Source organism: Paenibacillus sp. H1-7, assembly GCF_022354825.1.
Taxonomy (GTDB): Bacteria; Bacillota; Bacilli; order Paenibacillales; family NBRC-103111; genus Paenibacillus_S.
On sequence record NZ_CP031168.1, the window covers coordinates 3,695,947 to 3,717,958 of the forward strand.

Below are 22,012 nucleotides of genomic sequence, written 5' to 3' on the forward strand. Positions count from 1 at the left end.
AGACCGGGAGAGGAAGAAAATGTTACCATGTCGCGATACCGGTTGTTGGCTCTAGACCTCGACGGAACGACTTTGACCGAGGAGAAAGTCATTACTCACGAGACACAAACCTGGATCCGCCGAGCGGAAGAGGCGGGAGTTACGGTCATCTTCGCCACCGGTCGCGGGACTCAGACGACGCAATCCTATTGGGAGCAGCTGGGGCTGCAATCTCCGATGGTCCTAGTGAATGGTGCGGAAATATGGGGCAATCCTGATTCGCTATGGGAGAGAGCGAACATTCATCGTGAGCTTATACGTGAGCTTCATTCGCTTGCAGAGGAATGGAACGCTCATTATTGGGGCTATAGCGTTGAGAGCTTGACAAGCAGGCGAAACTGGTCGGAAGCCATGTTCGATCGGGATTGGATGAAATTCGGCATCCGTCATGACGATCTTGATACCATTCAAAGGCTCCGCGATATCGTCGATAGCTGGGGTACTTTGGAGATAACCCGTTCGGCTCCGGTTAATATGGAGATTTCTCCGCAAGGCATTTCCAAAGAATCCGGCGTCCGGAAAGTATGCGATAGGCTGGGGATCGGGATGGACCAGGTTATCGCCGTCGGAGACAACATGAACGATTACCGTCTTATCCGCGCCGCGGGTCTAGGTGTCGCCATGGGCAATGCGGATGAGCAGCTGAAGCGGGTCGCAGATGCATTCACCGACACCAACGAGCGGGATGGCGTGGCCAAAGCGATACAGCGGTATGTGTTCGGTTTGGATGTTGAAATGGAGCTTGCAAGCTCCATTTAGAATATGAATAGAAAAAACAGGCCAATTTCACATGGGATAATGTGAAGTTGGCTTGTTTTCTTTTTTTTCGTAGCTCCGCTTTGCGGGACTCCATTCCTCTATGATCTTTTAGCTTCCTTTTAGCCTATTTTAAAGTCTATTTAAGGTTCGGGCCTCATGATAGAGTCATAAGCCACAGCAAATACCGCAAGTGACTAACTTTTATCAGGAGGGCTTTCTATTATGGATAACTACAATCGTCAAGATAATGATAAGCTTCATCAATCGGAGAACCAGTATAACCCGCCGTTGGATCAAGATCAGGACAGCATAAGCAGCGAAAATGCGGAGAATGTGGAAGTGACGAAGCCGAAACGAAGCAGCTCGTTTTTCAAATATTCCGGACTTGTCACATTGGATTCCAATCAGCAAGAGCATGAGATGTACGCAGCACCGAAACGAAATTCCCTGAAAAGCATGTTTGCCGCCTTTTTGGCCGGAGCTGTTGTAGTAGGGAGCTTGATGTTCGCGGCGGATAAATACAACTTGTTCACCGTGAACGGCACATCCCAAGTCGCGCAATCTTCTTCGTCATCCGCCGGAGCAGGCGGTGCACAGACCGCCTCGTACAACACTATAACGAACGGAAGCATTGCGTCCATTGCGAAGGAAGCAAGCCCGGCGGTTGTCAAAATCGAGACGAAGGTGAAGGCGAGCAAGCAAGGCAATTCAATGCTTGAAGACCCGTTCCTGCGGCAGTTTTTCGGCTATGACGGCAGCCAAGGCCAATCGCAGCAAAACCAAAGCGAAGAGCTTCAGCCGAGCGGATCGGGAAGCGGATTTATTTTCCAGTCGACCGGATACATTTTGACCAATGAACACGTCGTTGACGGCGCAGATGAAATTAATGTGTATGTACAAGGACATGACGAGCCGTATAAAGCCACATTGTTAGGCAACAGCTATGATCTGGACCTGGCTGTGCTCAAAATTGAAGGAGATCAGCCATTCCCGACATTGCCGATAGGTAATTCCGACGATGTTCAGGTAGGCGACTGGGTTGTTGCCATCGGAAATCCGTACGATTTCGATTACACCGTTACATCGGGAGTCATTAGCGCCAAGGAGCGACCGATCAGCATTCCGGATTCGAAAGGAACACGCAATTACAAGCATTTGTTCCAGACGGATACAGCCATCAATCCCGGTAATTCCGGCGGACCGCTTCTGAACATGAATGGTGAGGTCATAGGTATCAATACAGCTGTAAGCGCCGACGCACAAGGAATTGGTTTTGCTATTCCAACCAGCACGATCAGCTCTGTTCTTGAAAACTTGAAAAACAATGTGAGTATTCCTAAAGAACCGTCTCCTTATATCGGTGTCGGCGTTCAGGAGGTAACGGAAGATTTGGCGAAGGATTTGAATCTGCCAAACACCAAAGGCGCTTATGTCGCCGATGTCCAGCCTAAAACACCGGGTTTTGAAGCCGGTTTGAGACCATACGATACTATTATTGCCGTTAATGGCACCGAGCTATCCAAACCGGAGGATTTAACGAAGAAAATTCAAGCCTCCAAGGTCGGTGACAAAGTGAAGCTGACCGTCATTCGTGACGGAAAACAGCAGGAGTTCACAGTGACTGTCGGAGACCGCAATGCCACAGAGAAAAAATAACAAAAAGGCTGCCGTGAGGCGGCCTTTTTTGTTTTACCATACTGCTGCGATCCCTTACCAAATTGACAAAAAAATGGGTAATCAGTACAATTTCCTTACGAATATTCGTTTTGCAAGGAATCGGAAACCAATTTGACAAAAGGGGATACATCATGATTGACATGGCAACGCTTGGCGCATTTTTGGCGGTACTTATCGGCATCTTTCTCATACCCGGACCTGCCGTACTGCTAACGGCGACGCGAACGGTTCAAGGGGGACGGAAAGCAGGGATTATGGCTGCGTTCGGCATAGGATTAGGCGATATGATTCATACGATTTTTGCCGCGGTCGGTCTTTCCGCGATATTGATGACATCCGCTTGGGCTTTTCAGGCAGTGAAATTTGCCGGAGCTGCGTATCTGATTTACTTGGGAATCCGAGCGTGGATGGAGAAATCCGTTGACCCGCAGCTGCCTAAGGTTCAAGCTCTATCGCCTTTACAATCGCTAGGTCAAGCAGTGTTGACGGAGCTGCTGAATCCGAAGACGGCGTTATTCTTTTTGGCATTTTTGCCGCAATTCGTTCATCCGGAGCGGGGGGCGTCGGTGTTCCAATTTTTAATTCTCGGCTTGATCTTCGTGCTGCTGGGAACGGTATATACGATATGTATTGCAATGAGCATCCGGCCGTTGAGCCGGGTGGTGAAGCGGGTTTCTTGGCTTGGGCGTTGGAGCGGCAAAATAATCGGGACCATTTATATCGGGCTCGGATTGAAAGTAGCTATGCAAAGCCGTTGAGTGTTTGGACGAGCGGCATTATTGAACGAGAGAACGGCTGCCGTGCGGCAGCCGTTTTGTTGTTAGTTGTTCTGTTATCTGTACCCGTTTGCGACCAACTCTTCTAATCGCGCCATAACCTTATCCCTGTAGATGCCCCCATGGTAGCAAACGACCTTGTCTATATCGAATGCCAGAAGCTTGCTTAGGGAAGCGTGAGCGGTAGCGGGATCGAAGGTCGTTTCAGGATCGGCTCCGTGTAAAGATCCGTCGCGCACTACGAGCGCGTCCCCTGCGATCAAGGTACGTGATGGTGAATGATATATACTCACATGCCCAGGCGTGTGACCCGGTGTGTCAATGACAACGCCGCCGCCGCACCATGGGAGGCGCTGACCGCCCGCAATCACATCGTTCACCGGTGCCTTTGGCGTATTAAGCATCAGAGCTTTTAGTCCTTTTCTAAACGACTCCGGTACCTGCTCAGGCATCCTATCGACTGCCGCTATAGCTTCGTCCGTAAAGCGAAGAAGCCGTCGGTCCCCTTGGATATAAGGCTTCTCCAGCAGATGAGCCGATACATGGATAGGGGTGGCGGAGCTCTCAACTAAGTCCTGTAAGCTGCCGATATGATCGATGTCCTGGTGTGTGATGATAATTCGTGTCAAACGTTCCAGAGGAACGCCGCAGCTTTTCGCTTCAGAAAACAGCTGCTGCTTCTGTCCCGGATATCCCGTATCGACGAGCACTACGTCATGATCATCCCATAGTAAAACCGGATGTACGGTGTCCATACGGCCCATTACAGGAGCGGATATAGAGAGCATGGCAATTCCTTGAGCAATAAGCATAGGGGTTCACACTCCTTGTCAGGATATGAAATACCCGGCCGGGGTCATTCTTTTGTATTGTATCGAAAGTTTAGATGTGTGTAAATGATAAATATTTTATAATACCATAAATAAAGTTATTTGTCAATAGTTAATTCGTAGAATAGAACATCTTTCTCCTTGGATGCTTTGCCAACTGATGTTGAAGGCGGTTCAAGGAAACAAAACTGTCGTGCTTGTGGCAGATTTTGTTCGGGAAGACGTTTCGGAGCTTATGGACACAGCTTGTTCAAGCGCCTTTTAGGTTATATAATAGAAAAGGGTATAATGACCGATGATATAAATTCCATGTCGAAAGAGAGCGGGAACAGAATGGGACGTAAGTGGAACAATATTAAAGAAAAGAAAGCTTCTAAAGACGCAAACACGAGTCGTATATATGCCAAATTCGGACGCGAAATTTATGTAGCGGCCAAGCGGGGGGAGCCGGATCCTGAGTCCAATCGGGCTTTGAAGGTGGTCCTCGAACGCGCCAAAACGTACAACGTTCCGAAAGCGATCATTGACCGCGCCATCGAGAAAGCGAAGGGCGGAGGGGACGAAAATTACGACGAGCTGCGTTACGAAGGCTTCGGTCCTAACGGCTCCATGGTTATCGTAGATGCTTTGACGAACAACGTGAACCGGACCGCATCGGAAGTTCGTGCGGCATTCACCAAGAACGGCGGAAGCATGGGAGTGAGCGGATCGGTATCATACATGTTTGATGCTACGGCTGTATTCGGGATTGAAGGCAAAACGACGGATGAAGTGTTCGAGCTGCTGCTGGAAGCCGATGTGGATGTACGCGACATCAGTGAGGAAGAAGACGGAGTTATGGTGTATGCCGCTCCTGAACAATTCCACAGCGTCCAAGAAGCATTCAAGAATGCCGGCATTACGGAATTCTCTGTTGCCGAGCTGACGATGCTGCCGCAAACGTACTTGACGATTCCGGGCGACGCGCAGGCGCAATTTGAGAAAATGATTGATGTGTTAGAGGATTTGGAAGACGTTCAGCAAGTATACCATAATGTTGAGTTCGAAGATTAATCTTCATGGAAAAACCGCGCAAGCGGTTTTTTTTGTTTCATCATTGGTCAATCTGTATACAATGAAGCTGATCGTGAACGGAAAGGCTGTCGCCTTTCTTTTTTTGACAACAGTTTAACCGAGTTTAGTCTAATTGTGACGCGTATCTCCAGAAGATTGGAATCGATTGGAAGGAATTTCGTGCGTGAACGAGAATATTAAATCAAAATAACTGATGAGGAGGAGAGTCTGGGAATGAAGGTCAAACGAATTGTCGCCAATATTGCGACGCAGCATGTGTTGGCTGCCCAAAGCTTTTATCAGGATGTGCTTGGCCTCGATGTACTGATGGATCATGGATGGATAACGACTTACGGCTCCACGGATGAGATGAGTATCCAAATCAGTATTGCGAGCCAAGGCGGGTCCAATGCCCCTATACCGGATCTGTCGATTGAAGTGGACGATGTCGATGCTGCATTAGAGCGGGTGAAGCAAGCGGGATTTCCGATTGAGTACGAGCTGACGGAGGAGCCTTGGGGTGTTCGGCGGTTCTTTGTCCGTGACCCTTTCGGTAAGCTGATCAATATTCTTGCTCATGTATAACAATATGAAGATGTTAGAGAGCGGTACCTGGAAAGAGCCGGGAGAGCAGGCGGCAGGCTGACTGCTCTCCGTAATCACAATGCTGAAGAGAATGCAATGGGTTAGCCTTGTTGGCCTTCTTGAGTCGAAGTATTCTGCTCGATTTGGGATAGCACCGATAAATGCTGCTGCATCATTTGGATGACCAGCGCGAAGGTTTGTTGAGTCTGCTCGTTGTTCATTTGCATTTGTTCCCTAATTTGATCGGTGACCCCGATTAACGAAGTTTGGAGCTGGCTGATCTGGTTAAGAACGAGCTGAGTTTGCTCGTGATTCTCCTGAATTCTTTGCCCGATTTCTCCCGTTGTATCGGTTAGTGCGGCTTGAGACTGACTAATTTGGCCAAGAACGAGCTGAGTTTGCTGATGATTCTCCTGAATGGCTGCCCCGATTTGTTCCGTCGCCCCGACTATTGCAGCTTGGGATAAGTTGAGCTGGCCAAGAACGAGCTGAGATTGCTGGTGATTCTCCTGAATGGCTGCCCCGATTTGTTCTGTCGCCCCGACTATTGCAGCTTGGGATAAGTTGAGCTGGCCAAGAACGAGCTGAGATTGCTGGTGATTCTCCTGAATGGTTGCTCCGATTTGTTCCGTCGCGCTTACTTCTGCAGCCTGGACTTGACTGATTTGACCAAGAACGAGCTGGCTTTGCTGATGATTTGTCTGAATTTCCTCCCTGATGCGGACGTTCTCATTAAGATGTTCAACTTGGTATTGGGCTATTTGAGCGAGAATTTGTACGGATTGCTGATGATTCAGTTGAACTTGATCGCTAATCCCGGCAGTCTGGTTAACTAGCTGAGCTTGTGACTGCACGATTTGCTGGAGAGCTCCCGGCGAAGGCGGCTGCATCGCTTGAATTTGCTCTCTGATTTGCTCGACTCCGGTAACTAGCGCATTGCGTGTTTGTACGATCTGATCGAGGACCTGGGGATTTTGGCTTTGACCTGCTTGTACTTGCTCCATAATCTGTTCAATGCCGCTGCTCACTTTTGCAAGCTCCTGCGTGCTTTCCTTTTGCTGCTGTACTAATTCTCGCCCTGTCTTCGTCTGAGTTTGCTCTTCACGAAGTGTTCGGCGAAGCAATGTGCGTGACGATTTGACTGCCAATAATAACACCTCCTTGTAATATGTTAATAGTGTAGTAGCGGAGGGGTAAGATTGTCTGGGTAAAAAGGAAAACAATTTAGGCGACATGTCCCAATGACAGCGGCGGATAGTTGAATATATAGAAATGCTCCCTACCTATGTGAAAAATTGGCATATATAATGGAGTCGTGGCAATGTGTGGTGAGGGGGTCTTAGGGTGACAGAATTATTGGATATTCATACTATAGTACAATTTCTCGTTGAACAAGGCGTTGTCGAGCGTACCGTTACAATTAACAATAGATTAAAAGGAACAACGGACGGTCGCGTATTTACACTGGCGGAAAACGAGGAACCCAAATATGTATTAAAAATAGACCATCCGCAAAGTATTTCCTATGTAGAGCAGCTGCATCAAGCTTACTTATCTAGTCCTCTGCTGCCTAAGCTCATTTATATCGATCCTGATAAGCAATATATCGTATATACGTACATTGACGGCACCACTCATGTGAATCGGGGCGCTAAAGTAACTTGGCTTACACGGCTGGTACATGATCTCCTAAACCACTATGAAAAATATGAACAGTCGAAACAGTGGGGGAGATTGGAGACTCCCCGGGAATCGTGGCAAGAATTTAACCAGCGGAGCTTGCACTATGCAGAGAGGGCCATCGGCAGTCTATTGCCCGCAGAGGATCACGAATCGGTCAGAGCATGGATAGGAAACCTTTCCGATGTAAAATCAAAATATTTGTTGCATGGAGATACGGGGATCCATAATTTTGTGTTTCAGCAAGGCGAGCTTGCAGGTGTAATCGATCCGTCTCCAATACTAGGCCCTATAACGTACGATTTTACTTATGCTTTTTGTTCCTCTCCGGACGATTTGAAACGGTCAACCTTGTTCGCTGCATTCGACAAGCTGAATCGGACAACAATCGACAGATCAAGGCTTATCCAGGAAGTGACCTTTCAGCTTTATTGCCGAATCGGCATTTGCTCGAGAGTGCACCCGCAAGATTTGAACGATTACTTGAACGCCTGGGATCATTGGAAACGCGAGGTCCGGCTACATGAGGTGTAGAGGGAAATTTTGATATAGAGTATAGTCGGGAGGGGTCCTAAATGTCTGAGTTTTTCGTTGGCATTGTGCCTCCGGAGCCTTATCTGAAGCAAGTAGTCTCATTTCAACAGCGGTGGTCCAGCAATCGCCTTCCTGACATGGTAGAGCCGCATATTACCGTCAAAGCTCAAGGCGGACTGACCTGGGACATGGGCTGGCTCGGCAGGTGTAAGGAAGTGTGCCAAGCAATCCCCCCGTTTGAATTGGCAATAACTGCACCATTATCATTCGGCGATGAGGTTGTCTTTTTGGGCGTCCATTCCAGCCGCATATTGGAGCTTCACAGGCAGTTAGTTCATGCGGTATCGCCGTCCATAGAGCAGCTTGAGCAATATTTCGAACTGGATCGATATGTACCGCACATGACACTAGGCCAAACTCACTGGGGAATGACACAATCGGAGCTTGCTGCCATGAAATCCGAAGCGGGCAAAGCGCTGTCCCCATATCCTGCATTCACGGTTACTCATCTGAGGGTGTACCAGCTGGAAGCAAATCATAGTTACGTGCCCTTCGAAGATATTCTGCTAAAAGAAAACGGAATGAATCGTAACAACAAATGAAACAGAGCAGCGCGGTCAAAGGAGTTTTGATGATCCTTTTCCGCGCTGCTTTTTATTATGGGTTCTGCTTCAGTTTGTTCATCTCCTGTAACGACATCTCATTGCATTTTCTTAAGAACCCAAGGATCAGCTGGATCTCTTCCGCTTTGTATTGCGATATCAGCTGGGTCGTGGAGTGTGCAATAGACTGGAATAGGGGGGAGAGATGGTCGGAGCCGCCCGTCACAGGTTTGACTACTACGCGGCGGCGATCGTTCGGATCTTTATCTCTGATGACATATCCCGCTTGCTCTAACCGGTCAATGACATTGGTAACGGCCCCCGTTGTCAAGCCGGTTAAATCTGCAAGCTGGCCGGCTGTGACCGGTCCGGTGCGAAGAATGAAGTCAAGACATTTGTGATCGGTGACATTCAAGCCCAATGTTTCGGAGATGACCTGGTGAAGCATAATGGCGCTGGTGCTGGTTTGACGTAATTCCATGAGTAAGGCCTGCTGCAAAGAAGCAAGCTCGGAAGAAGTCAGGGAAGAATGATCGCTTGACATATAGAGACCTCCAGATTAAGATAAGTATATCTTAATTAATTAAGATAATTATTTAATTAAGATAACTTGTTAATTAAGCTTTCTTATGTCACACAGTATATCACATTGCATAGGAGTCACCTAAACGAAATTACAATGGAAAGGTTGATGTGGAAATGGCAGCTCAAGAGGATTTGAAAGCAATTCAACTATTGTTTAATAAGCTGGGCGAATCCTGGAATAGGGGAGATGGGGGAGCTTATGGCGAATGCTTCATGGAAGATGCGGATTACGTGACATTTGCCGGACAGCATTTGAAAGGAAGCAAGCAAATTGCCGAAGTTCACCAGTGGCTGTTTGACAAAATGTTAAAAGGCTCTACCATGGTATCCAGCGCTGCTTCTTCGATTGAGCCTCGCTTCATCTCGCCTGATGTTGCCATTGTTCACGCGATTGGAGAAGTACGGCTCGCTCAACCTTCCCAAGATCATAATGAGAGGGAATCCATTAATACGAACGTAGTTGTAAAACAGAATGGGGAGTGGAAAATTACCGCTTTCCATAACTGCCGCATTCAGGATATCCCCGGCGGCAAACGATAATTGCATAAGTTGGCATAACTCTCCTCGAACCTCTATATATATGACATCAGAAAATATAATTTGCGAGGAGAGTGCCCTCATTGTCAAATGAATTCGTCAGACGTTCATTGGATGAGATCAGGTTCTGGTCACGCATTATGAAAGAGCATTCTTTATTTCTCAAGCTCGGGTTTCGTTGTGAAGACACCCAATTAATTCAGGAAGCCAACCAATTTTACAAAATATTCGAGAATATCGAAGTACGAGCTCATTCCTTTTCCGACACGACGGATCCTGAGCAAATCAGACGGTTCAATGCCGAAGTCCGGAATGCTGCGGCGCATATTTGGGCGTTTAAACGAAAGGTGCTCGGTCTCATCATCTCCTGTCAGCTGCCAGGCGGCAACAACTTCCCTTTGTTGGTTGATCATGTTAGCCGGGAAGCCAATTATTTCCGAAACCGGCTGGATGAATTAAATACAGGGACGCTGGAGCCGCTTCCGGATGCGATTATCGACGAGAACGTATTTTTTCTAAGAATCATGGCGGATCATGCTAAATTCATCGGGCATCTGCTTGACCCGTCGGAGCGGCAATTGGTTGAACAAGCGCGTAACTTCAGCCATGATTTCGATCAGCTGCTATTCCAAGCGATCGATTTAAGCGGTATGCGCCCTCAATCCCAAACGGTGCCTTTGTTGGACCAATTTTTGGATGAAAATAAGGTCTCGGTCGTTGCGCTCCGTGACTTCAAAAAGACGGCAAAGGAATTAATCGATGCCTGCCGCATCAAAAGTATTATTCATCCTTTGCTTGCCGATCATGTGTTTCGCGAAGCAGAACGATTCCTGTTTATTATCGATATGTTTGAAGCAAGCTTGACGAGGGTGCGAAGATAGTTTCTGGTGAGATAAATGCGATAGGCACGATTGCTGTACACCGAAGACAGAGCGGACTATAATAAGGGATATTGTTCCTTTAGCGGAAGGAGAGTCTCGAGTGTCTGTCATTGTAGGTGAAATCAGCGAAATCGTTCGCTATCCGGTCAAATCATTCGCTGGTGAGCGACTGGAGAAATGCACGATAGAAGCTTATGGTTTATATGGAGACCGGTTTGGCGCATTTTTCGATCCTGCCAAAGTAGGCTGGGAAAGCTATGTTACGGCCAGAACGATTCCGCAAATGTTAGGCTATCAGGCATCTTTAGTCGAGGACCAGGTTCTTGTGAAATCGCCGGACGGCCGAACCTTTGCGTGGAATGGACAATTGTTGGAGGAAATACAGCGGTATACCCGGAAAACGATTTCCATGACAGAATATCGGGCGCCAAATCTGGAAAGTCCGGAATTGATGTCTGTCGATTCGGCCAGCATTTTGATTGTTACCGACACATCCTTACATAAGCTGGAAGCGATATGGAATAAACCATTGAATCCACGCCGTTTCCGTGCAAACCTCGTAGTCACGCTGGAGGGGGACGTAAAGGATGAAAGCGAGTGGATTGGAAAGCGGCTGCGTGTCGGGGATTCGGAGCTGCAGGTTGACTCCTACTGCGAGCGTTGTGCCATGATTACTATTGATCCGGACACACTTGAACGAGATAGCACTCTCTTGAGAAAAGTGAATGAAGAGATGAATCTTCAATTTGGCGTGTATGCTTCCGTTGCAAAAGGCGGACCGATCCAAGTCGGCGAAAAGGTATATCTTTTGTGAGCCGGATATGATGATAACAGCATTAAAGCCCTCGATCCCAATGGGAACGGAGGGCTTTTTGCGTTTCGCCGATAGACCGAGGAACTATCAATAGACATCCTTGGAGTATCTATGGGAGCCGATCATCTCTTTCACATAAGCATTCGCCTCGGATTCACTCATACCGCCATGCTGCCGGATAATTTGCTTTAAAGCGGCATCCACGTCTTTGGCCATATGCTCGGCGTCGCCGCAAACATAAAAGTGCGCTCCGGCTGAAAGCCAAGCCCACAGCTGTGAGCCGTGCTCCAGCATGCGATGCTGGACATAGATTTTCTCGGATTGATCCCGGGAAAATGCGGTATCCAAACGGTGCAGCACACCGTCGTTTTGTAAGCCTTCCAGCTCCTTCTTGAAATAAAAATCGAATTCGGAGCGTTGTTCGCCGAAGATGAGCCAATTATGTCCTTTGGCGCCGACGGCTCGCCGCTCTTGCAGAAACGCCCGAAAAGGGCCGATTCCCGTTCCGGCGCCGACCATAATCATCGGAGTATCCGGATCGGCCGGAGTGCGGAAGTGCTCGACCTTTTGAATAAAGATCGGCACCTTGGTACCGGATGCAACCCGGTCGGCGAGAAAGACGGAGCAAACCCCGTTCCTTGCGTTCCCGTTGCATGAATAGCGTACGGTAGAAACCGTAATATGAACCTCGTCGGGAGTGACTTTGGAGCTGGAGGAAATCGAGTACAGTCTTGGCTGCAACGGCTTGAGAGCCCCGGTAAAATCGTCCGCACTGACCGTCACCGGGAATTGCTGCAGCAGATCGATGAGCTGCCGCCCCCATAACCATTGCTTTAACTCCGATTTGTTTTCGGGCAGCAGCAGGGTCTTCAGCTGCTCGCTCTTGGAGTGCTCTTGGACGAACTTCAGCATGCCCGGGGTGATACGGGCTATTTCGAAATGCTGAAGCAGCGCTTCGTCTAGCTCGATTTCACGATCTTTTACTTTTACGAGAACGGTCGGCTCCAGCTTAAGGGCTTCGAGCATTTGCTCGACGAGCTGCGGACTGTTGGTCGGCCAGACACCGAGAGCATCTCCGGCTTCATACTGCAGTCCGGTGTTTTTCAAATCGAAAACATACTGGCGGGTTTCTTTCTCAGAGCCGTCTTTGTTCAGAAGCCGATTGGTTGTCAGTCGGGTGTGCAGCGGGTTTTTGCGGTCGTAGGTGACGGTTGGTTTCGATACGGTCCCGTTCACACTTTCATCCAGTGCCTTGTCAATGGCATGAACCCACGCTTCATACGATTGTTGAAATTCGGTATCGCAGTCCACACGATGGGATAGCCGTGTGGCGCCGAGCTGTTCCAGACGGGCGTCGAGATTGCGGCCGAAACCGCAAAACAAGTCGTAGCTGGAGTCGCCGAGTCCCAGCACAGCATACCGAAGCTCAGGTAAACGAGCGGCTTGTTCCTCCTGCAAAGCCTGCCAGAACGCTGCGCCATTATCAGGCGGATCACCTGCTCCGAAGGTGCTTGTGATGAACAATACATGACGCTCCGAAGCTAATAACGCTAGGGAAGCGGCATTCATATTGACTAAATGAACGTCATAGCCGGAGTCCTGCAAACGTCTAGCACAGTCGATAGCTGCACCTTCCGCATTGCCCGTTTGGGACGCCCAAACAATGGTAATACGCGGCTTACCGGTGCTTAGCTCCTGCGCGGCCGTAGACGAGACCGCGTTCGGCGCTACCGTTACGGACTCCAACGTTGCTTGTGGCGTAAAAACAGCTGCCTGTGCTGCGGGAGCTTCTGCGGCAGGAGTATGAGTGCGGGAGAACAACCCTGCGAGCATGCCGTCAAGCCAAAATCTCTTGGATGATTCAAGCGGAGCGGTGACCGGAAGTACAGGGACCCCGGAAGCCGATTTTGATTCTTCCGTACGCAGGCTGGTAATAAATCCGGAAAGATATAGCTTCTCGTGACGGTCTAATGTCATGACGGGCGATGGTTCAATTCCGAGCATATTGGCAATCGTATCGACTTTGGCCATGTAGACTTCCTCCTTATTTATTGAGCTTGCATCCTCTGCATCCGGGTGGACAGAGAGGTTATCGGCGGGAACCTCCGTCTTCTCAGTCACGGGTGTATCGGCGGTACGAATGAGCGATACGGCACTAAACTTAAATTCAGGCTGAAACGATATCGGGTCGATGGCGTCGCTTGTAACCGCGTTAATGGCAAGCTGTTCGCCGAATACATCGTTCCAGTGAAACGGGGCGAAGCAGCTGCCGGGAAGGACTCGATCGGTGATGATCGCAGGGAGTACCGCCGATCCGCGGCGGGATGCTACTTTGACCGAATCTCGCTCGTTAATTCCGAGAGCTGCTGCGTCTTCGGGATGAATTTCGATGAACGGGCCGGGATTCAGCTTGTTTAACGTCGCGATTTTCCCGGTCTTCGTCATGGTGTGCCATTGATGCTGCAGCCGTCCGGTATTGAGGACGAACGGGTACTCAGAATCCGGCATCTCGGCAGGAGGTAAATACGGCCTCGCCCAGAAGACACCTTTTCCGCTTTCCGTCGGGAAAACGATGCGCGGACGGCTGCCGTCGGCATGCTCCAGCAGCTGTTGGCTTCCTCCGTTATTCAAATAACGGATAGGATTGCGGTCACCGCTAGTTTCCGGTGCACAAGGCCACTGGAGAGGAGCTTCTTTCAATCGCTCATAGGAAGCGCCGCGAAGGTCGTAGCCGGTTTTGGGATTCCAAGCCTGTCGGATTTCTTCAAATACCTCGGCGGCAGTCTGATACGTAAAGGCTTCGGCATAGCCCATCTCACAGGCAACGCGGGCAATAATCTGCCAGTCAGCCAATGCTTCACCCGGCGGATCAACCGCTTTTTGCATCAGGGTCATATTTCGTTCGGAATTGATCATTACTCCTTCGGCTTCTGACCATAGGGCGCCGGGAAGCATGATGTCCGCATACCGGTTGGTTTCCGTATCGAAATAAGCATCTTGAGTGATGACGAGCTCGGCTGCCTGCAACCCGGCAATGACGTTGTCACGATTAGACACGGAGGCGACGGGGTTGGTGCAAATAATCCAGCATGCTTTGATGTCGCCGGCTTGCATGCTCTGGAACATGGATAGGGTACCTGTACCTGCTTCCGTTCGTAGAGTTCCTTTGGGCAGGCCCCACATATCTTCTATGAAAAGCCGGTCGGCTTCGACAAGCGTGGAACGCTGTCCGGGTAAGCCCGGGCCCATGTAGCCCATCTCCCGGCCTCCCATGGCGTTAGGCTGGCCTGTTAAGGAGAAGGGGCCGCTTCCAGGACGGCATATCGCTCCGGTTGCCAAGTGCAGATTGCATATGGCGTTCGTATGCCAAGTGCCGTGCGTGCTCTGATTGAGGCCCATCGTCCAACAGGTCATCCATTCGGGCGACTCGCCGATCCACTCAGCTGCCAATCGAATCTGGGCTTCGGGAATCCCGGTGATCTCAGAAACTTTGTCAGGAGGGTAGTCCTCAAGAAAATCCGGCATCGCTTCCCAGCCTGAAGTGAATTCGGCAATGAAGGAGGGATCCGTATGACCGTTTTTGACAAGCAAATGGAGAAGACCGTTAAGAAGCGCCAGATCGGTACCCGGCTTGATTTGCATATATAGATGCGCTTTATCTGCCGTTGTGTTGCGTCTCGGATCGACAACGATCAGCTTGGCCCCGGCTTTGATCCGATCCATGACCCGCAGGAACAAAATGGGATGGCAGTCCGCCATATTGGCTCCGATGACGAAAAACAGATCGGTCCGATCCATATCCTGATAAGAACCTGGTGGACCGTCAGCACCTAACGAAAGCTTATAGCCGCTTCCTGCGCTGGCCATGCATAAACGAGAATTGGATTCGATATGGCTGGTGCGGACATAGCCCTTGGCCAGCTTATTGATCAAGTACTGCGCTTCCAGTGACATTTGCCCCGACACATAGAAGGAGAGGGCGTCAGGTCCGTGCTTATCGAGAATGGACCGAAGCCGTTGTGCGGTTTCACGTATCGCGTTGTCCATGACGAGCGGGACCGGATCGGCTCCTCGCTGCGGACGTTGATAAGCATACTCCATCCGGCCTGAATCGTTGATCGGCTGGGCGCATGTATTTCCTTTCGTGCACAGCCTGCCAAAATTGGCCGGGTGCTCTTTATCGCCCGTCACTTTTACTACACGGTTTCCGGACACTTCCATAACAATACCGCAGCCGACGCCGCAGTAGGGACATACACTCTTAATTTTTGTGGATGTCATGCAATTCACCAACCTCTTGCTTAATCAGTCTTAGGGCAAAGCAATATGTCAAGTTAGAAATTATTACAGAGGGATATGCACAATATATATCGCAGTACGATCAAAGTCAATATCGAATGTCATGTATTATGACATTAATGATGATAAATTTTGATTAATATATGAAAAACTGCGATTTATGCAACTTAATATAACATATAATTATCGTTAGTTTTTCTGATTTTCATTGTTCTCCTGTCTGAAATGCAATACACTGTAAAGAAAAGGGACTACCAAAGGAGCCGGCTATGAACGAAGAACGATTGCCGAAGCATGTCTACGAGCAGCTTGCTCTATTTCGATACCGGATCCGCAAATTTATTCGCTTCAGCGAGGAAGCGGCCAGAAGCAAGGGGCTGACTCCGCAGTATCACCAGCTTATGCTCTCCATTATGGGGTTTCCCGAGAGGAATTATGCCACTCCCAAAGAGCTGGCCGAGCGGCTGCAAATTTCCCCTCATGCCTGCGTGGAGCTGATTCAACGCTGCGAGGAGCTGGGCTTGGTCTGGCGGTTTCCTAACCAGTCGGATAAGCGAAGCATTTATATCGGCCTGACCGATAGCGGTATGGAAGTCTTGGAGGAGCTGTCAGAAATACATCGGGACGAATTAAAACGTGCTGGGCTGCTTGAATTTCACGATCCGGAGGAGCGGTAGGAGGATCGAACGAAAGGCAAACAATTCGTAAGCAGCGGCACGCGGAGAAGGCCTCCTTCATCGGAAAGGGGGCCTATTTTATCACATGTTATATTATGTGACATGAAAAAGAAGAATGATTTAGTGCAGATTCATAACATCTTCATTCGTTACCGCTTGGTGTTCAAATTTCAAGTTTCATACAGGATTTCTCCTGTGAGTGACAGATCGTACCCGGGGATGGTCAGCAGCTCCTTCTTAAACTCCTCGGACCGCGTGATGTGCAGCAGGGAGGGCAGCCAAGAATGAGTGTGCTCATTCTTCAGGATGACGAGATCGTAACGCTCCTGGATTAATGGGATAAAATCGACTTGTCCCACAAGCGCAGCCGCTTTCTCAATACCGATGCCGACATCCGCTTCGCCGGACGATACTTTGGAAGCGACACCGAGATGATTCGTTTGTTCATTCTCGTAGCCGATCAGCTGATCAGGCTTGATCCGGTGAAGCCGCAGCTGCTCATCGAGCAGTACACGGGCGCCGGAGCCTTTCTCCCGATTGACGAAGCGAAGTCCAGGACGGCTTAAGTCGGACCAGTGCTCGAGATTGAACGGGTTGCCCTGTTTGACATACATCCCCGCATTTCGGGAAAGCAGGTTGACGACGATATAGGAAGATCCGACGAGAATCCGCCGAATGTAAGGAATATTGTAGTCACCGGTATCCCCATCGAGCAAATGCGTGCTGACAATGTCGGATTCTCCGCGGTACATGGAAATCAGGCTGTCCATAGAGCCGACGAATGAACGCAGCGGACGGATGCCGGGGATATGCTTCTCCATATGCTTAGCCAATATATCCAGCCCGATGTCGTGGCCTGTTATGACGATACTGCGCGGTCCGTTGAAGGCTGCGGGAGCAGCGGAATGGAAGGAGTGACCGGCCGGAGCAGGGCGCTCAGCAATCGCCGCTGTTTTGGCGCGCTGCTTGTATGCTTCCAAGTCTGCAGCGTCAACCCGCATCTGCTTGCCGACCCGATAGGAGGGCAGCTCGCCTTTTTTGATCAGGTCATAAACAGTCAGCTTGGATATTTTCAGCAGCTTGGCGATTTCTTCGGTCGTATAGGACATATCGCTGGCCATCGGATGCCTCCTTGTTACATGTTGTTCGTTATGCTTCATTGTAACATAATTTGTCATGAAAAGTTTATGGACAGGGTTACTCTAGCCAGGAAAACTATGTATAATGATTATTATTTATATCTAAATAGTATTAAATAGAATGGTGGAGGGGTAATCATGTTTCGAATAAGTAAAAGTAATATGATTTTGTCTGCTTTGCTAGCTATGACATTAGTAGTTACTGGGTGCGGATCGGGAACCAAACCGGCAGCGGACAGCGGAACTGGGGCACAAGCACCGAGTACCAATGCAGCGGCTCAGAAACCGGCTGAAACGGTAGAGCTGACCATCTCGGCCGCAGCAAGTATGACAGATGCGCTTAAGGAAATTCAAAAGGATTTTGAGACGAAAAATCCGTCTATTAAATTGAACTTTAACTTCGGTGCTTCCGGGGCGCTGCAGCAGCAAATCGAGCAGGGGGCGCCGGCGGACTTGTTCCTCTCGGCGGCTGCCAAGAACATGAGTACGCTTGTCGAGAAGCAGCTGATCGATGCCAAGCAGCAGAAAAAATTGCTGACAAACGAGCTCGTGGCTGTAGTCAATGCCGATGGGAAGACCGCCGTAGCGAACGTATCGGATCTAAGCAAAGCGGATGTGAAGCATGTAGCGATCGGGATTCCGGAAAGCGTCCCTGCCGGAAGCTATGCGAAAGAAGCGCTAACCAACGCGAAGCTGTGGGGAACGCTGCAATCCAAGATGGTTCAAGCGAAGGATGTCAGACAAGTGCTGCAATACGTAGAAACAGGCAATGCGGAAGCTGGCTTTGTGTATAAAACCGACGCGATGACGTCGCAAAAGGTCAAAGTCGCCTTCGCCGTCGATCCGAAAACCTATACCGCGGTGGAATATCCTATCGGAATAGTTAAGGCAACGAAGCATAGTAAAGAAGCGGAAGCCTTCTACAACTATTTGCAAGCCAAGCAATCGCTGGATATCTTCGTTAAGTACGGCTTTTCCGTTATTCAATGATTGCGGCATCAATAGATTGGCAGCAATTTTGGACGCCGATCCGGCTGTCGGTGCAAGTCGCCTTGTTATCCAGCGTGGTGGTCGTACTGCTCGGAATAGCTGCAGCCTGGTGGATGTCACGGCGATCGTTTAAAGGAAAGACGCTTCTGGAAACGGCGTTCATGCTGCCGCTTGTGCTTCCCCCGACGGTCATCGGCTTTTTACTGCTGGTTATCCTTGGCCGTAAGAGCTGGTTCGGGCAATTCATCGAATGGCTGTTTGCAGCTCCTGTCATCTTTTCCTGGTGGGCTGCCGTCATCGCTTCCATCGTCGTTGCCTTTCCGCTTGTTTACCAGACGATGAAAGTGGGCTTCTCCTCCGTAGATAAAGATTTGGAGGCGGCAAGCCGCTCGATAGGGGCAAGCGAATGGCAGGTGTTCCTGTATATTACGCTTCCATTGACGTACCGCTCGCTCGTTTCCGCCTATATTCTAGGCTTTGCCCGCGGACTTGGCGAATTCGGAGCGACACTGATGATTGCGGGGAATATTCCGGGCAAAACCCAAACGATCCCCACCGCCATTTACGTTGCTGTGGATGCAGGTGATACTGCCATGGCATGGGCTTGGACGGGATCGATCATTGTTATCTCGTTCATCATGCTGCTGCTGACCGGGCGTAGAAGCTGATGCGGATTTCATAACGCAAAAAACAAACAGCACAATGTGCTGTTTGTTTTTTTATGAGGAAGTATTTACTTTCGTGCCGCTGAGGAAGAATCGCGGATTATAAGTTCGGAGTCAAGCACGACAACTCGGTCAGGGGTGATTTCCGTATGCTCCAGCTGATGGATGATTTTCTCGACAAGGATGCTGCCCATCTTGAATTTCGGCTGGGCTACGGTGCTTAGCTTCGGTGTGATATAGCGGCTGACGCGATTGTTGTCGACTCCGACAATAGCAAGCTGCTCGGGGATTTGAATACCGAGCTCTGCACAGGCTTGGTACACGCCAAGAGCCATTTCGTCGTTAGCGGAATAGATGGCGGTGAAAGAAACCTTTTTCTCGAAGAGCCGTTTCATCGCTTTGTAGCCGCCCTGTTCGCTAAAATTACCGTTCTCGACCCACTCCGGACGAAAAGGGATATGGTGCTCCCGAAGCGCCTTCAAATAGCCCTCGAGCCGGTCATAGCTGTCGATCGCATCCGCATAACCACTCAAAAAGGCGATCTCCCGATGACCCTGTTCGACCAGATGATTGACGACATCTCTCGAAAATTTCACATTATCCGTGAACACGCAGGGGATGGTAGGGTGCTCAATGTACCGGCCGACGATACCGACAGAATAGTTCAGATCGGCAAGACGGCAAATTTCTTCGTCGGATTGGAGCGGGGTGACGAGAATCATGCTGTCGACCGTTTTATCCATGAGCAGATTGATAAATTCCAGCTCTTTCTCTTTGTTGTTGCCCGTATCGCAAATAATGACCTTATATTTCATGGCGTAAGCCTTATTCTCAATCCCTTTGATAACTTCCGCGTAGTAGGAGTTGTTAATTTCGGGTACGATGACTCCGATGGCCATCGTTTTCTGGGAACGCAAATTTTTGGCTGCGGCATTCGGCTGGTAGCCGAGCTCGTGAATGATCTTCATGACCTTTTCTTTGGTCGCTGCCGTAACACTGCTGCTGTTATTGAGCACACGCGAGACGGTCGCGGAGGAAACTCCCGCTTTAGCCGCTACATCGACGATTTTAATATCCATCTTCATCAACCTTATCCGTAGTTAATAGGCACTTTTATCGTTGTTAAAAATATACTCTATTACGAAATCGATTTCAAGCTGATACACCAAGCGTACCAGCCTGAAATCGCTTAGCATTACTTGCTGGCGGCTTCCTGCTGCTCAATCGTTTTGTTCACCGATTCGGTCGCTTCGCGCAGCACCGTATTGATATCTTTTTTGCCTTGGATGACGCTCTTCAAGTCCGGCACACGGCTGGCGGCGTTGTCATATTTGGTTACATCCCCGGCGGGGGCGTATTTTTTCGGCCGAAGTGCCATCACGTTTTTACCTTTATAGAGCGGATTCTCTTGACCGAAAGCCTTCATGACTTCCGGATTGCTGGAGATCGGGACAAAGTAGCCTTTCTTGGCATTGTCCTGCTGAAACTCGTCCGAGGTCCAGAAGGTGAGCGCCTGGAAGGCTTGATCCTTATGCTCGGATGTAGTCGTTATATAGAAGTAGGTCGGGTACGCTTGAGGGCCAAGCTCGGGTTTATCTTTGAATACAGGGTAGGGTGCGAGATCCCAATTCATCCCCTCTAGCCGTTCAGCCGGCTCCAGCGCTGTATGGGCCAGGAACATCGCAAAGGTGCGATCTTTGAAAAATTGGTTGCGTTCGTACGGCTCCGACATTTGATTTCCTTGCAGCGAGGCATAAGCAGATGGGCTGTACAGACGAAGGAAGTTGTCGGCGAACGGTTTCCATCTGTCGTCGGAAGTAAATGTGGCCGTTTTCGTTTTCTTGTCCACCAGCGGGATGGACCATTGATTTAACAGCAAATAATGGTTGTAGGAGGTGCCGAATCCAAAGTATTGCGTTCCGTTGTCCTGGCGGGTCAGCTTTTTGTTCAGATCAATGAGATCGTCCCATGTCATGCTGTTGCTAGGATAAGGAATTCCGAACCGGTCGAACAAATCTTTGTTGTAATAAATAGTGGCGGGAGGGACGAGAACAGGGAGTCCGTACATGCCTCCGTCGGCCATCTGTTTGGCCAAATCGACCATGGAGGGATCGATCTTGGCAAGATCATATTTGAACTTTTTTATGAGCGGTGTAATATCGTATTGCAGTCCGGCATCGAGAAGATTGGCGGGAGTTACGCCTATGGAAGACGCTACGATGTCAATTTGTTGTCCCGCTGTAATAAGCTCAGGAATCGAGGTGCCTTTGGAGCCTCCGACTATGTATTTTACCGTAAGATGAGGATGCTTTTTGGTGAGGGGCTCGCTGAAGGTTTTGGTGAATTTGTCCTGGTCCCAGTCCTGTGGGAACGGATAGTACACGACGAGCTCGGCGGGCTCGGTATTGACAGGGGCTTGAGCCTCGGCTTCGGGATTGTTGGCGGGTGCTGTCCGGCTGCAGCCTGACAAGACAACGGCAAGCAGTGCGGTCAATACTATGAGTTTTTTTGTATACAACGAATACGACCTCCTTTTAAATATGAACCATGGTTAAAAGCTTCGATACGATTCAAAGCAAGGGAAGGATAGTGCTTACAATGGCTGTATGCAAAATGGCAGGGGGTCATCATCACCTCCAGATAGACTGAAATCGATTTCATTTATAGACGCCGATCTCCAGTCGTATAGGTTTCTTGCAGTAATCAGCTGATAGCCTGAAAATAGCGGAGGTGACGTACCGAGATGCAATCAAAGTTGACCTACAGCTAATGGAATGAGTATAATGTGAAATGTAATCGTTTGCAAGATGGAAATTTTGATTATAGTGAAATCTTGCTCGCCGGCCCCAAATTTGTCCGGAAAAGTTAAGTAAGCAGGAATTCGGTTGTT

General features: G+C 49.4%; 20 protein-coding genes. 13 read left to right on the forward strand and 7 right to left on the reverse strand.

Features of this window, described 5'->3' with window-relative positions:
* The first annotated feature begins 27 nt into the window (after positions 1 to 27).
* The 3 genes from DVH26_RS16500 (at position 28) to DVH26_RS16510 (ending at position 3,233) form a co-directional block, all read left to right on the forward strand.
* Positions 28 to 798, forward strand: coding sequence for a Cof-type HAD-IIB family hydrolase (locus DVH26_RS16500; protein ID WP_239634860.1), 771 nt, complete (start codon positions 28 to 30; stop codon positions 796 to 798).
* A 222-nt stretch (positions 799 to 1,020) separates the two neighbouring features.
* Positions 1,021 to 2,454, forward strand: coding sequence for a S1C family serine protease (locus DVH26_RS16505; protein WP_239634861.1), 1,434 nt, complete (start codon positions 1,021 to 1,023; stop codon positions 2,452 to 2,454).
* A 152-nt stretch (positions 2,455 to 2,606) separates the two neighbouring features.
* Complete coding sequence (locus DVH26_RS16510) at positions 2,607 to 3,233, forward strand: LysE family translocator (RefSeq protein ID WP_239634862.1); 627 nt, start codon at positions 2,607 to 2,609, stop codon at positions 3,231 to 3,233.
* A 74-nt stretch (positions 3,234 to 3,307) separates the two neighbouring features.
* On the opposite strand, the gene DVH26_RS16515 is transcribed toward DVH26_RS16510, so the two are convergent.
* Entirely contained in the window at positions 3,308 to 4,063 is a 756-nt protein-coding gene (locus tag DVH26_RS16515; RefSeq protein WP_239634863.1) for an MBL fold metallo-hydrolase, read from the reverse strand.
* 351 nt (positions 4,064 to 4,414) lie between these two features.
* On the opposite strand from DVH26_RS16515, the gene DVH26_RS16520 reads away from it, so the two are divergent.
* Complete coding sequence (locus tag DVH26_RS16520; RefSeq protein ID WP_239634864.1) at positions 4,415 to 5,134, forward strand: YebC/PmpR family DNA-binding transcriptional regulator; 720 nt, start codon at positions 4,415 to 4,417, stop codon at positions 5,132 to 5,134.
* 234 nt (positions 5,135 to 5,368) lie between these two features.
* On the forward strand, positions 5,369 to 5,719 hold the full coding sequence (locus DVH26_RS16525; protein ID WP_239634865.1) for a VOC family protein: 351 nt from the start codon (positions 5,369 to 5,371) through the stop codon (positions 5,717 to 5,719).
* A 101-nt stretch (positions 5,720 to 5,820) separates the two neighbouring features.
* On the opposite strand, the gene DVH26_RS16530 is transcribed toward DVH26_RS16525, so the two are convergent.
* Positions 5,821 to 6,867, reverse strand: coding sequence for a coiled-coil domain-containing protein (locus DVH26_RS16530; RefSeq protein ID WP_239634866.1), 1,047 nt, complete (start codon positions 6,865 to 6,867; stop codon positions 5,821 to 5,823).
* A gap of 196 nt (positions 6,868 to 7,063) precedes the next feature.
* Between DVH26_RS16530 and DVH26_RS16535 the strand changes: the two genes are divergently transcribed.
* Positions 7,064 to 7,933, forward strand: coding sequence for a phosphotransferase (locus DVH26_RS16535; RefSeq protein WP_239634867.1), 870 nt, complete (start codon positions 7,064 to 7,066; stop codon positions 7,931 to 7,933).
* A gap of 41 nt (positions 7,934 to 7,974) precedes the next feature.
* Positions 7,975 to 8,535 (forward strand): 2'-5' RNA ligase family protein, encoded by a 561-nt coding sequence (locus DVH26_RS16540; protein ID WP_239634868.1) that lies wholly within the window; start codon positions 7,975 to 7,977, stop codon positions 8,533 to 8,535.
* Positions 8,536 to 8,590: 55 nt separating this feature from the next.
* Here DVH26_RS16540 and DVH26_RS16545 read toward each other — a convergent pair whose 3' ends face one another.
* The gene (locus DVH26_RS16545; RefSeq protein ID WP_239634869.1) at positions 8,591 to 9,079 is read right to left on the reverse strand and encodes a MarR family transcriptional regulator; all 489 of its coding nucleotides are present in this window, start codon (positions 9,077 to 9,079) and stop codon (positions 8,591 to 8,593) included.
* 155 nt (positions 9,080 to 9,234) lie between these two features.
* On the opposite strand from DVH26_RS16545, the gene DVH26_RS16550 reads away from it, so the two are divergent.
* From DVH26_RS16550 to DVH26_RS16560, 3 genes are all read left to right on the forward strand, one after another.
* Complete coding sequence (locus tag DVH26_RS16550; RefSeq protein ID WP_239634870.1) at positions 9,235 to 9,660, forward strand: SgcJ/EcaC family oxidoreductase; 426 nt, start codon at positions 9,235 to 9,237, stop codon at positions 9,658 to 9,660.
* An 80-nt stretch (positions 9,661 to 9,740) separates the two neighbouring features.
* The gene (locus DVH26_RS16555; protein WP_239634871.1) at positions 9,741 to 10,538 is read left to right on the forward strand and encodes a DUF2935 domain-containing protein; all 798 of its coding nucleotides are present in this window, start codon (positions 9,741 to 9,743) and stop codon (positions 10,536 to 10,538) included.
* 100 nt (positions 10,539 to 10,638) lie between these two features.
* Positions 10,639 to 11,352, forward strand: a complete 714-nt coding sequence (locus tag DVH26_RS16560; RefSeq protein WP_239634872.1) for an MOSC domain-containing protein — start codon at positions 10,639 to 10,641, stop codon at positions 11,350 to 11,352.
* A gap of 87 nt (positions 11,353 to 11,439) precedes the next feature.
* Here DVH26_RS16560 and DVH26_RS16565 read toward each other — a convergent pair whose 3' ends face one another.
* Positions 11,440 to 15,633: a sulfite reductase subunit alpha gene (locus DVH26_RS16565; protein ID WP_239634873.1), complete on the reverse strand. Its 4,194-nt coding sequence runs from the start codon at positions 15,631 to 15,633 to the stop codon at positions 11,440 to 11,442.
* A gap of 287 nt (positions 15,634 to 15,920) precedes the next feature.
* Here DVH26_RS16565 and DVH26_RS16570 point away from each other — a divergent pair, with 287 nt between their 5' ends.
* Complete coding sequence (locus DVH26_RS16570; RefSeq protein ID WP_239634874.1) at positions 15,921 to 16,328, forward strand: MarR family winged helix-turn-helix transcriptional regulator; 408 nt, start codon at positions 15,921 to 15,923, stop codon at positions 16,326 to 16,328.
* Positions 16,329 to 16,498: 170 nt separating this feature from the next.
* Here DVH26_RS16570 and DVH26_RS16575 read toward each other — a convergent pair whose 3' ends face one another.
* Complete coding sequence (locus tag DVH26_RS16575) at positions 16,499 to 17,449, reverse strand: helix-turn-helix transcriptional regulator (protein ID WP_239634875.1); 951 nt, start codon at positions 17,447 to 17,449, stop codon at positions 16,499 to 16,501.
* Positions 17,450 to 17,605: 156 nt separating this feature from the next.
* Between DVH26_RS16575 and modA the strand changes: the two genes are divergently transcribed.
* Positions 17,606 to 18,457, forward strand: a complete 852-nt coding sequence (modA, locus tag DVH26_RS16580) for a molybdate ABC transporter substrate-binding protein (protein WP_239634876.1) — start codon at positions 17,606 to 17,608, stop codon at positions 18,455 to 18,457.
* Entirely contained in the window at positions 18,454 to 19,125 is a 672-nt protein-coding gene (gene modB, locus DVH26_RS16585; RefSeq protein ID WP_239634877.1) for a molybdate ABC transporter permease subunit, read from the forward strand. The genes modA and modB overlap by 4 nt, the downstream gene beginning before the upstream one ends.
* 65 nt (positions 19,126 to 19,190) lie before the next feature.
* Here the strand turns inward: modB and DVH26_RS16590 are convergent, their stop codons facing one another.
* Positions 19,191 to 20,201: a LacI family DNA-binding transcriptional regulator gene (locus DVH26_RS16590; RefSeq protein ID WP_239634878.1), complete on the reverse strand. Its 1,011-nt coding sequence runs from the start codon at positions 20,199 to 20,201 to the stop codon at positions 19,191 to 19,193.
* A 116-nt stretch (positions 20,202 to 20,317) separates the two neighbouring features.
* Positions 20,318 to 21,640, reverse strand: a complete 1,323-nt coding sequence (locus DVH26_RS16595) for an ABC transporter substrate-binding protein (RefSeq protein ID WP_239634879.1) — start codon at positions 21,638 to 21,640, stop codon at positions 20,318 to 20,320.
* Positions 21,641 to 22,012: the final 372 nt, after the last annotated feature.